11 protein-coding genes are annotated in these 12,160 nt (G+C 40.4%); 2 read left to right on the forward strand and 9 right to left on the reverse strand.

Annotated features, from left to right (window positions below; all coding sequences use genetic code 11):
- Positions 1 to 26: 26 nt before the first annotated feature.
- From accA to M9R32_RS03580, 5 genes are all read right to left on the reverse strand, one after another.
- Entirely contained in the window at positions 27 to 980 is a 954-nt protein-coding gene (gene accA, locus M9R32_RS03560; RefSeq protein ID WP_269925374.1) for an acetyl-CoA carboxylase carboxyl transferase subunit alpha, read from the reverse strand.
- Position 981: 1 nt separating this feature from the next.
- Positions 982 to 1,842 carry an acetyl-CoA carboxylase, carboxyltransferase subunit beta gene (accD, locus tag M9R32_RS03565; RefSeq protein ID WP_269925375.1) on the reverse strand — a complete coding sequence of 287 codons (861 nt, stop codon included), beginning with the start codon at positions 1,840 to 1,842 and terminating at the stop codon, positions 982 to 984.
- Positions 1,839 to 2,486 carry a FadR/GntR family transcriptional regulator gene (locus tag M9R32_RS03570; RefSeq protein ID WP_269925376.1) on the reverse strand — a complete coding sequence of 216 codons (648 nt, stop codon included), beginning with the start codon at positions 2,484 to 2,486 and terminating at the stop codon, positions 1,839 to 1,841. The genes accD and M9R32_RS03570 overlap by 4 nt, the downstream gene beginning before the upstream one ends.
- A gap of 209 nt (positions 2,487 to 2,695) precedes the next feature.
- Complete coding sequence (gene dnaE / locus M9R32_RS03575; RefSeq protein ID WP_269925377.1) at positions 2,696 to 5,773, reverse strand: DNA polymerase III subunit alpha; 3,078 nt, start codon at positions 5,771 to 5,773, stop codon at positions 2,696 to 2,698.
- A gap of 19 nt (positions 5,774 to 5,792) precedes the next feature.
- Positions 5,793 to 6,728 (reverse strand): DHH family phosphoesterase, encoded by a 936-nt coding sequence (locus M9R32_RS03580; RefSeq protein WP_269925378.1) that lies wholly within the window; start codon positions 6,726 to 6,728, stop codon positions 5,793 to 5,795.
- Positions 6,729 to 6,822: 94 nt separating this feature from the next.
- On the opposite strand from M9R32_RS03580, the gene M9R32_RS03585 reads away from it, so the two are divergent.
- Positions 6,823 to 7,131: a YtpI family protein gene (locus tag M9R32_RS03585; protein WP_269925379.1), complete on the forward strand. Its 309-nt coding sequence runs from the start codon at positions 6,823 to 6,825 to the stop codon at positions 7,129 to 7,131.
- Between the two features lie 34 nt (positions 7,132 to 7,165).
- Here the strand turns inward: M9R32_RS03585 and M9R32_RS03590 are convergent, their stop codons facing one another.
- Both M9R32_RS03590 and M9R32_RS03595 read right to left on the reverse strand, forming a co-directional pair.
- Positions 7,166 to 8,473 (reverse strand): DRTGG domain-containing protein, encoded by a 1,308-nt coding sequence (locus tag M9R32_RS03590; protein ID WP_269925380.1) that lies wholly within the window; start codon positions 8,471 to 8,473, stop codon positions 7,166 to 7,168.
- A 107-nt stretch (positions 8,474 to 8,580) separates the two neighbouring features.
- A complete protein-coding gene (locus tag M9R32_RS03595; RefSeq protein ID WP_269925381.1) occupies positions 8,581 to 9,261 on the reverse strand; it encodes a metal-dependent hydrolase in 681 nt (226 codons plus the stop codon).
- Between the two features lie 106 nt (positions 9,262 to 9,367).
- On the opposite strand from M9R32_RS03595, the gene M9R32_RS03600 reads away from it, so the two are divergent.
- Positions 9,368 to 10,465 (forward strand): M24 family metallopeptidase, encoded by a 1,098-nt coding sequence (locus M9R32_RS03600; protein ID WP_269925382.1) that lies wholly within the window; start codon positions 9,368 to 9,370, stop codon positions 10,463 to 10,465.
- A 124-nt stretch (positions 10,466 to 10,589) separates the two neighbouring features.
- Here the strand turns inward: M9R32_RS03600 and M9R32_RS16130 are convergent, their stop codons facing one another.
- Positions 10,590 to 10,841, reverse strand: coding sequence for a DUF6199 family natural product biosynthesis protein (locus M9R32_RS16130; protein ID WP_472924563.1), 252 nt, complete (start codon positions 10,839 to 10,841; stop codon positions 10,590 to 10,592).
- Positions 10,842 to 10,986: 145 nt separating this feature from the next.
- Positions 10,987 to 12,105, reverse strand: a complete 1,119-nt coding sequence (ald, locus tag M9R32_RS03605; protein WP_269925383.1) for an alanine dehydrogenase — start codon at positions 12,103 to 12,105, stop codon at positions 10,987 to 10,989.
- Positions 12,106 to 12,160 lie beyond the last annotated feature (55 nt).

A 12,160-nucleotide genomic window follows, 5' to 3' on the forward strand; every position in this document is an offset into this window, starting at 1 on the left:
AAAACAAGGATGCGTCATACGCATCCTCATTCTGCAAATTCACCAATGGATTTAAACTTCTCATAGCGATTGTTCACTAATTCCTCTTTACTCAGTTTGCTGAGTGTATCGATTGAACGTTGCAAAGCTTCTTTCATATAGATGGCTTGTTGCTTTGTATCGCGATGAGCTCCGCCAACGGCTTCTTGAATGATTTCATCGACAATGCCCATTTGTTTTAGGTCAGGCGCGGTGATTTTCATTGCTTCCGCAGCTTGTTGTGCGAGTGATGAATCTTTCCATAAAATAGATGCTGCTCCTTCAGGTGAAATAACAGAGTATGTGGAGTTTTCTAGCATATGAACGTGATTCGCAACGCCTAGTGCGAGTGCGCCACCACTTCCCCCTTCACCGATTACCACACTGATTACAGGAACTTTGAGGCCAGCCATTTCAACAAGGTTTCGGGCAATCGCTTCGCTTTGTCCACGTTCTTCCGCAGCTTTACCAGGATAAGCTCCTTTTGTATCAATAAAACAGATAATCGGACGATTGAACTTTTCAGCTTGTTTCATCAATCGCAATGCTTTGCGGTAACCTTCAGGATGAGGCATTCCAAAATTTCGTCGAATATTTTCTTTCGTATCTTTGCCTCGTTGATGACCGATTACGGTTATCGGACAACCATTGAATGCGGCGATACCTCCGACTATGGCTTCATCATCTCCATACGAACGGTCACCATGAAGTTCAATGAAGTCTGTAAAAATTTCACGAATATAATCAAGAGTCGTTGGGCGTTCTGGATGTCTAGCAACCTGAACGCGGTCCCATGGTTGCATATTGTCATAAATATCTGTCTCCAGTTTTTGAAGACGATCTTCTAATTGTTGAATTTCAGTGGATAAATCAACGTCAGCATTAGAAGTGAAGTCTTTTAACTCAGTGATTTTATCACGTAATTGAATAACTGGTTCTTCAAAAGGAAGAGTTTTCACCATATTAATTGCCTCCTTTCGCATGAAGCTTTACAAGTGTGGATACGGTTTCTTTCATCGAAGAACGGTGGACTACTGCATCCAGCTGTCCATGTGCCAATAAGAACTCGGCCGTCTGGAAGTTTTCTGGTAGTTTTTCCCGTACAGTTTGTTCAATAACACGACGGCCTGCAAAGCCAATCAATGCTTTTGGTTCAGCTAAATTGATATCACCAATAGAAGCGAAACTTGCTGAAACCCCTCCTGTAGTTGGATGAGTCAGAATTGAAATAAATAGTTGTCCTCTTTCACTATGACGATTTAGTGCCACGCTTGTTTTCGCCATTTGCATTAGTGAAAGCACTCCTTCTTGCATGCGTGCTCCACCGCTGGCAGTAAAAATAATGAAAGGTACTTCTTGCTTCGTCGCTTCTTCAACGGCGCGAGTAATTTTTTCACCAACCACTGACCCCATCGAACCCATTCGGAAATGTGCATCCATAATAGCTACCACAACTTTGCGTCCATTTACTAATCCAGTCCCAGTAAGGACCGCTTCATTTAAGCCGGTTTTCTCACTATCTGACTTAATTTTATCCGTATATCCTGGAAAATTAAGTGGATTGACAGTACTTAAATGATCGTCCATTGATACAAATGTGTCCTCATCGATAAAAATAGACACACGTTCATAAGCCGTCATTTTGTAATGATGATCACAAGCCGGACAAACTTTTTTGTTTTTGATTAAGTCTTTCGTCAAACCGATATGTTTGCATTCCGGACATTTTGTCATAATGCCTTCTGGAACATCTGTTTTTGATGCATTTGATGGAATCGTCGCGTATTTGTTTTTACGATTTCTTGAAAAGATTTCTCGTATCATGTAGTCTCTCTCCCTTGTGTTAACCATTTAGTCCAAGCAGAATATGAGCGAATCGCCTGTTCAATATCTCCATCCATAATGGCTGTCAATAATTGTTGAATAGCATGGTTTTCTTCATCTTCCGAGTGTCCTTGGTATGGTTCTTCTCCATATTGCTTTAAGAGAAACCACATTTTCAGGGACAAACGGTTATTACTTGATATCAAAATTTCTCGAATCAAATCTTCTCGTACAATGCTTCCATCTTCTTGTAATTGCTTGAGTAAACTCGCCCAAACCGGTAGTTGATTCAATACCGTTGATCCAGCCACAATGCGAATGGCTTCTTTTTCATGTATTTCACGTGTGATATGTACATCTTCTATAGTTTTCGTATCTTGTAGAATAAATGTTGATAGTACTTCGACTAATTTGTGCTTGCGGAAATCTGTGAGAAACGTTCCTTCTCCACGTTTAGTTTCAATTAAACCTAAAAGTTCCAGACTACGCAGCGCTTCACGAACGGTCGATCTCCCTACTTGAAGTCGTTCCGCTAATTCACGTTCTGATGGAAGTTTCCCTCCTGGTCGTATGTTTTCGGATTGAATAAGAAGTCGAAGTTCACGAACAATTTGCAAATACATTTTTGTCGTTTGATTTGTCATAGCACGCCTCGACCTTCCAAATTTTTCAAAGTGGTCTGACCACTCAATGAACCTATCATACAAAAAAATTGGCCGAGTTGCAATGGAAAATTCGAAAAAGACAAACGGAAAACAGCAGTTGCGGTAAGTACCTATCCACTTTGAAGAAATACGGGAAAATACCTGTTTAATCGACAAAAAAGACCCAACAAAGGATTGTTGGGTCTTCATTAAGACAGTTCTTTTAAATTTTTAACAATGATTTGTGGCTTACCTTGTCTCCACTCTATCATGCCTTCGATTTTTATGACATGCTGTTCTTTAATGACCAGATTATGATGTGCATAGTCTTTTGGGAATATGGTACACGAAATATCAGAGGTCTCATCTTGAACGGTAATGAATGCCATCGATTCACCTTTTTTGGTACGAATTCTACGAATCTCTTCAATCATTCCGACAATGGCAACGGATTGGCCTGTACGTGCGTAACGGATTTCCTGAATTGAAGAAACTTGCAGTTGCAATTCTTTTTTCAAACGTTCAACAGGGTGGTTGGACATGTATAATCCAAGTGTTTCACGTTCGAATTGTAGTTTCAGCAAGTCAGGCATGTCCGAGTTTTTCACGTACTTCGGCTTTCCGAACGTCGTGATGTCCCCGTCAAATAAATCCTGTTCTGAATTTGGTCTGACGAGTTCTGCGTATTGTACGGCTGCATCAAGTGTTGCAAGCAATGTCGCACGGTCTTGACCAAAATCATCAAGAGCACCAGCTTTAATCAACGGTTCAACTTGCTTCCGGGAGAATTGTTCTGCCGATAAACTGGCTGCCAGTTCAAAAATATCCTGCCAAAGTGGATGAGAGTTTTTGCGTTTTATCAATAAATCTTTTAAGAAAACATTGGAAACTCCTTTGACTGCCGATAATCCAAAACGGATTGCACCATTTTCTACCCGGAACGTCAGTCCGCTTTTATGTATGGATGGTGGCAGGAGTTGAATGTTATGCTGTTTGACTTCCTGAATCAGTCGCATGATTTTTTCTTGATTTCCCATGGCAGCCGTCAATAATGAAGCGTAGAAGTAAGCCGGATATTGAACTTTTAAATAAGCCATCTGATAGGAAATCAAACTGTAGGCTACAGCATGACTTTTCGGAAAACCATAGTCCGCAAATCTGACAATTAGATCATATACTTCGTTTGCTTCTTGCTTGGTAAATTGATTTCTCTGTGCACGTTCTACAAAATGCTGACGCTGCTCATCTAGCACTTGTCGATTTTTCTTACTAACAGCACGTCTTAAAATATCCGATTCTCCAAAAGTAAAACCAGCCATTCTTGAAGAAATTTGCATGATTTGTTCTTGGTATACAATAACGCCGTAAGTTTCTTTTAAGATTGGCTCTAGCATGGGATGGACATATGTCGTTTTCTCTTCCATATGTTTCCTGCGTTTATATGTAGGAATATTATCCATCGGACCGGGACGGTATAAAGCGTTGACTGCCACAATATCCAGGAAATGAGTGGGTCGTATATCACGAAGAGCTTGTCTCATTCCATCTGATTCCAATTGGAAAACCCCGGTTGTATCCCCCGCTTGAAGTAGTTTAAACGTTCCTTCGTGATTTAAGGGGATTTTTTCGAAATCGAGCCACTTGTTCTGATCGAACCAAATCATTGTGCGGATTCTTTCCAGAATGGTCAAATTTCTTAATCCTAGAAAATCCATTTTCAGTAACCCGCTCTGTTCCACTTCTTTCATTGGCCACTGGGTTAAATAAATGCCGTCCTGTCCTTCTTCAATTGGCAGAAGCTCGACTAGGGGAACAGGTGATAAGACCACGCCTGCTGCATGGGTCGATGCATTTCTCGGCAACCCTTCCAGCTCTTTAACAGTAGCGAACCACTTTTGATGTGCATGATCCATCTCAATCCATTTTTTCAGATTCTCAGAGCTGTTCACTGCTTCTTCAAATGAAATGCCGGGTTTATTCGGAAGTTGTTTGGATATCATCTCGAGAACAGAACTATCAAACCCAAAGACGCGTGCTACATCTCTGGCCGCTGCCTTTGCAGTCAATGTACCAAAGGTGACTATTTGAGCTACATGGGTGCTGCCATATTTTTTTGCCACATACTGAATGACTTCCTGACGGCGATGGTCAGCAAAATCAATATCAATATCGGGCATCGTAATTCGTTCCGGATTTAAGAAACGTTCGAATAACAGACCATACTCCAAGGGATCGACATGAGTAATGTATAACGAATACGCGACAAGGGAGCTTGCAGAAGAGCCACGGCCGGGACCTGTCAAAATTTGATTATTTTTCGCGTACTCCATAAAGTCAGCCACAATTAAAAAATAATCGGCATAACCCATTTGATTAATCACGTTTAGTTCCATCTCAAGTCTTTTTTTATACGGTTCATTGACTAATGACAAACGCTGTTGTAGTCCGGAGATACACTTTTCTCGCAAAACATCCTGCACCGAAACATTATCCGGTACTGGAAATTTCGGCATATGATATTGATCCGTGACAAGTTCAACACGACAACGCTCAAGAAGTCTTGATGTTTCCTCCAACCACTCTGGCTGGTCCGCAAACCATTCAATCCATTGATCCCGAGTAGGCAAATAGTGATGCTCATGCTGAGGTTTAACCCGGTTAGAATCGCTAAGTTTTACTCCGTTTGCAATGGCTTGAGCCACTTCATAAGCAAATGCATCTTTTGAAGATACATAGTTTGCCTGATGAGTTGCCATTAACGAAATTTGCCTTTCTCTACATTTTGCAACAAAGGCACTTTCGTTATCAGAAATTAAACCGCCTGCTCGTTCAATTCCACCAAACAAACCAGAACCCATAATTTCTTTTAAAGCATTCAAGCTCGAATCAATTGTTTGCTTTGTTTCGAGTTTGGCTAGTGGGACAACCACCAGACAACCTTCTCTGTAGGCACGTAACCATTTGATTGGGAGAGCGGATAACCCTTTCACTTCCAGTGCACTACTGATTTTCAATAAGTTCTGGTACCCCAAGTTGTTTTTCGCATATAGCTGGACCTCTACGAGAGTCTCGTCCAATAGTTCAATATGACAAGTTAAACCAATGACGGGATTCAAACCCGCTTTCCTGACAGCCTGATAAAACGGCAACACACCGTATAAACGTCTATTTGTAAGAGCTACTGAAGACGCCTGTTGATCTTGAAGGAAAGGAATCAATGCTTCTAAGCGAATCGTACTATTTAGTAAATCAGCTGAAGTCCCTACTTGTGGATACACTGGATTCATTGTTCCTTCCCCCTCTTTCTTACTCACATAATGTGTTTAGTTTAGCGATAACTTCATCCGCATCTTTCCAGTTATAGACGGAAGCTCCTGAAGCAAGTGGATGCCCACCGCCACCATACTGTTTAGCTAGTTCATTGATTACTGGACCTTTTGAACGCAGTCTAACGCGTATTTGATCTTCTTCTTCAATAAATATAATCCAAGCTTTGATTCCTTTTACATTGCCAAGCGAGCCAACCAATAACGACGTTTCGCTTGCAGTCACTCCAAATTCTCTCAACGTTTCTAGTGGTAATTTAACATAAGCGGCTCCATTTTCGTTCATCACGAAATGTTGATAAATATGTCCTTGTAAATTCAATAAATTGCGTTCTACTTCGTACATTCCATTGAATAATTCGGTACGATCAAAATTGTATTTAATTAAATCACCAGCTGTGTCAAAAGTCTTTTGACTGGTGCTTGAAAACATAAATCGTCCAGTATCTCCGACGATGCCTGCAAATAGAACACGAGCACCATCGTCAGACAATTGCCAATTCGCACTTGACTGACCTTCTTCGAATAAGTCATAGATCATTTCACTGGCAGAACTAGCTTGTGTATTTACCCATAATAAGTCACCGTAAGCGTCATCGTTCGGATGATGGTCAATCTTGATTAGAAATGCGCCTGATTTGTATCGTTGATCGTCGATGCGTTCTGTATTGGCTGTATCCGTAACGATAATTAGTGCGCCTTCAAATTGTGCGTCACTTACTTGATCAGGGTGAGCCAGGAAGCTTAACGTATCTTCATGTTCACCTGTTACGTAAATATTTTTATCCGGATAACTTGCCTTCAATATTTCTTTCAACCCAAATGAAGATCCATATGCATCGGGATCTGGTCGTACATGCCGATGGATAATGATTGTTTCGTAAGCAGATATTGTGTCAATGATTTGACGTTTCATGATTTTCCCTCCGACCTTTCGTGTATACCATTCGCAATTCTGTAAAAATGTCGATACAATAATGACAGTTTCATTTATTAACAGGAGGTTTACGATGATAAATGCTGTATTTATATTTCTGATTGTTGTTTCTTTTGCGTTTTATTTCTATTTTAAAACGAAGCAATTTCGCAGTGAGTTACCGATTGCCAAGAAATGGTATGCGAATCGTGCTTTAATAGCACTTGGCAGTTTGTTGTTTTTCTTCGGACTCAACCAATTATTTTTATTCCCGACTACCTTAACGTATGTGATTTCCGGACTGTTTATCGTTATTGGATTGTTTACCATGATTAATTATTACCGCGTTGCCAAACACTACGGTCAATTTGTTGAAGAAGAATACAATCTGAACAAAAAGTGATGCTTACTAGCATCACTTTTTTTATGGGATAATCTTATCTCTCCAACAACTGGAACATCATCATCGCTTTCCCGACTAGAAGAGTACCATGGAAGACGTCAAACTCCATCTTTACAAACTTCCGGCTCATATCTAGTATGCGGGGACGTACGGTCAATACACTATCCATCTGGACAGGTTTAATGAAATAGATCGTCATATTTTCAGCGACACTATCTCCGCGTTTTCTATTTTTCATGGCGTAATTACCCGCTTCAGCCAACAACGTAGTAAAGGCCCCATAAGATATCGCCCCAAATTGGTTTGTCATTTGAGGGGTTACCGTAAACTCGACAGCGAGTTCATCATCTTGCAAAACTTTCATTTGATTTTTCACAATATCATCGATTGTTTCGCCATGTTGCGGTTGCCTTTGTGCCAGTTGCAAGGCTTTCAATACATCCTGGCGACTGATGACGCCTTCAAGAATACCAGCGTCATTGACTACAGGCATCAAATCGATACCTTCCCAAATCATCCGATGTCCAGCAGTGGCCACACTTGTTTTCATCGAGACTGTAATTGGATTTTTGGTCATGACTTTCTCGATTGATTCACCATGATTTTTCCCGATTACATCCCTCGCAGTAACGATTCCGACTATTTTTTGATTAGCATCTACTACCGGAAAACCACCATGATTTGTTTGCGCATTTTTGTCATGATACGACTTCACATCATCACTTACACGCAAGAAATCGGTTTCCTGGTAAGGGATATAAATATCTTCAATGAATAAAATTTCTTTCTTGATTAATTGATCATAGATGGCACGATTAATCATTGTGGCCACTGTAAATGTGTCATAACTTGTCGAGATAATCGGCAACTCTAATTCATCCGCCACTTTTTTCAAAGACTCCGATGCTTCAAACCCACCGGTAATCAAGACGGCCGCTCCAGCTTTCAATGCAGTAAAATGTGCCTTCGCCCGATTTCCGACGATCAACAAACTCCCTGCATCGGTGTAACGCATCATGTCTTCTAATTGCATTGCCCCAATTACAAACTTGGTTAGCGTTTTATGTAATCCACTTTTGCCACCCAATACTTGGCCATCCACAATGTTTACAACTTCTGCAAAAGTCAGTCGTTCGATATTTTCTTTCTTTTTCTTTTCAATACGAATCGTTCCAACCCGTTCAATCGTACTAACATAACGCTGAGTTTCAGCCTCTTTGATTGCCCTGTACGCCGTGCCTTCACTCACTTGCAGTTCTTTCGCTATCCGACGAACGGAGATTTTGTCTCCAACGGGTAAAGACTCAATATATTGTAATATTTGTTCGTGTTTAGTAGCCATGTATTCACCTATTCCCCAAACAATCGTTCTGTAATTAGTGTATCACAAAGCCACTCTTTTAATTAAATAAAAAACACGGAAAGTCAGTGACTTCCGTGCCTTGTTCATTACAATTCCACTCCATCGCCAGCGTTAAGGACATGAACCGTTACCCCTTCAACTGCTGCTTTGAAGTCCTGAGGATTTTGTTTAATTGGAGGAAACGTATTGTAATGTATCGGAACGACGGCTTTTGGTTTCAATAACTCAACCGCATAGGCAGCATCCTCAATACCCATTGTGAAGTTATCACCGATTGGTAAAAATGCCAAATCAATCGGGTGTCTTTCACCGATTAACTTCATATCTCCAAATAATGCAGTATCACCTGCATGGTAAATGGTTTTCCCTTCAGCCATAAACAGAATTCCTGCTGGCATTCCAGTATAAATTATTTCATTCTTTTCCGTTACATAAGAAGAGCCGTGGAAAGCCTGCGTGAATTTCACTTTTCCAAAATCGAATTGATTTGCTCCACCAATATGCATTCCATGCGTTTTTACACCTTGCCATGACAAATACTCTGCAAGCTCAAAAGGTGCAACGACTAGGGTGTCATTCGCTTTTGCGAGGGCAATCGTGTCCCCTACATGATCGTTATGTCCGTGCGTTAATAATATGACATCCGGCTTTTCGTTTTCTGCAACTAGATCAGTCAAGTCGTTCCCTGTAATAAACGGGTCAATCAATATCGTATAATCACCCGTTTTGATTTTGACAACTGAATGCCCGTGAAAAGATACATACATATTCTTGAACCTCCTTTATTTGTTATTTGATAAGTATACGATATAAATGTCGTATCTCCTGTTTTTTGATATGCTTAGAGGGAGAAAGTTATAAAGGAGTGCTTATATGAGCAAAATCAATCAAATCTCTTCGTATTTAAAACAACATAAAATAGACGCTGCGTTTATCACGACACCTGACAATGTTTTTTACGTATCCGGTTTCCGCAGCAATCCCCATGAACGATTATTGGGCGTAGTAGTATTCCAGGATGCTGAACCATTGATGATTTGTCCGAAAATGGAAGTTCCAGATGCGCAAGCTGCCGGCTGGTCTTTTGATGTTGTAGGACATCAGGATACGGACAATCCATGGCAGTTATTAAAAGAAGCGATTGAAAAGAAATCGACTATTTCTCGACTTGCAATTGAAAAGTCCCATATGACAGTTGAACGTTTAGAAGCCCTTCAAGAGTTGTTCCCACAAGCTACATTCGATCGTTTAGACGACCAATTAAATGCGATGCGTGTAGTGAAAGACGAACAGGAACTTGAGATTCTTCGACAAGCGGCTGCTTATGCCGATTATGCAATCGAAGTAGGTGTCAGTGAAATCGCTGAAGGTAAGACCGAGCTTGAAATACTGACAGCAATCGAACTTGCTTTAAAGAAAAAAGGAATTTCCCATATGTCATTTGATACGATGGTATTGAGCGGTCCTAAAACGGCATCTCCTCATGGGAAGCCCGGCGACCGAAAAATCCAAAAAGGTGATTTCGTCTTATTCGATTTAGGCGTTATCTACAAAGGATACTGCTCGGATATTACGCGTACTGTTTCGTTTGGCGAGCCTACTGAAGCTCAAAAAGAAGTATATGAAACCGTACGAAAAGCAGAGCAAGATGCCGTCGACGCTGTAAAACCAGGTGTACGTGCGATGGATTTGGATAAGATTGCACGAGATGTGATTACGGAAGCGGGTTATGGTGAATACTTCACCCATCGCCTAGGACATGGTCTCGGAATTTCTGTCCATGAATTCCCTTCAGTAACAGGAAATAATGAGATGGAATTGATCGAAGGCATGGTCTTCACAATCGAACCTGGGATCTATGATCCGAATATTACGGGCGTTCGTATAGAAGATGATGTTGTTGTTACAAAAGACGGTGTCGAAGTCCTAACGAAGTACCCGAAAGAATTGGTTATCATTCCGACCGCTTAATACTGATAAAAACGAATTTTAAAAGACCTGTATCGCGATATAAGCGATACAGGTCTTTCCCATTAGTAGCGTAAATTACCTGTCTAACATTTTGGGTTCAATTAAAGCTCACTAAGGAACCTTCTTAAACATTTATATTTGGTAAAGGCGGTGTAGGTGTAAATGACACAATAGCAAGGGCAATTAAAGATATTGTCATAATTATCATAGCAACTACACTCCCGATTCTAATCAACTTAATTTGTATCTCTGATAATTCAGGAGTTTCTTTGTATCTCCAACGATCCAAAAATAAAAAACTTTCTACCGGTTTATACAGACTCCAAATGCAATACCCATATACAGGAATCAATAAAACTATAATAATGAATAACAATAAATCACCCCCGATAATGATAAATACTTATACGGTTCACCTTATTTAAAGATTCATAAGTATACAGGTATATTTATGAATTGCTTGTCTACAGAATAAGACCCGTTCCACTTTAGCAGTGGAAAGGGTCTTATTCTTAACTTAATTATTTATTTAAAAGTTGTTCAACTGCAACGTATGGAAGTCCTTGTGCATCAGCAACTGCTTGATAAGTAACATGTCCTTCAAGAGTGTTGATACCTTTTAGAAGTGCACTGTTGTCTAAACTTGCTTGCGCATAGCCTTTGTTCGCAATTTGAACAGCATAAGGAACTGTTACGTTCGTTAAAGCCATTGTCGATGTACGTGGAACTGCACCTGGCATATTCGCAACTGCGTAATGAACAACACCATGTTTTTCATAAGTTGGTTGGTCATGTGTAGTAATACGGTCAGAACTTTCAAAAATTCCACCTTGGTCAATTGCGATGTCGACAACAACAGAACCTGGTTTCATTGATTTGATCATTTCTTCCGTTACAAGTTTCGGCGCCTTAGCTCCTGGAATTAATACTGCCCCAATTACAAGATCAGAATCTTTTACTGATTCAGCAATGTTGAATGGATTTGAGATTAATGTCTGTACATCACGCCCGAATAAATCTTCTAATTGGCGAAGACGATCTGGACTTAAATCGATGATCGTTACATCTGCCCCCATACCGATTGCAACACGAGCAGCGTTTGTTCCTGCAATACCGCCACCGATGATTGTTACTTTACCACGAGAAACCCCAGGTACTCCTCCAAGTAAAATCCCCATACCACCATGGATTTTCTCCAAGAATTGAGCACCAATTTGAGTAGACATGCGACCAGCTACTTCACTCATCGGTGTTAACAATGGCAATGAGTTGTTTGGAAGTTGAACTGTTTCGTATGCAATCCCAACTACTTTATTATCAACCAAAGCTTGAGTCAATTCTGGTTCAGGTGCTAAATGTAAGTACGTGAACAAGATTAACCCTTCACGGAAGTAACCGTATTCAGAAGCAATCGGTTCTTTAACTTTCATGACCATTTCTTGAGACCATGCTTCTGCTGCCGTAGCAACAATAGTTGCTCCTGCATCTGCATATGCTTCGTCTGTGAAACCTGAACCAAGTCCAGCTCCAGCTTCAATAAATACTTCATGACCGAAAACAGATAAGTTAACAACACCAGCTGGCGTCATAGCTACACGGTTTTCATTATTTTTTATTTCTGTTGGCACTCCAATTCTCATTGAAAAACCCTCCTGTGTCATTTATAGAAAATGAGTAATGTAAATAAGTCGAAAT

The organism is Paenisporosarcina quisquiliarum (assembly GCF_027563315.1).
Classification (GTDB): Bacteria; Bacillota; Bacilli; order Bacillales_A; family Planococcaceae; genus Paenisporosarcina; species Paenisporosarcina quisquiliarum.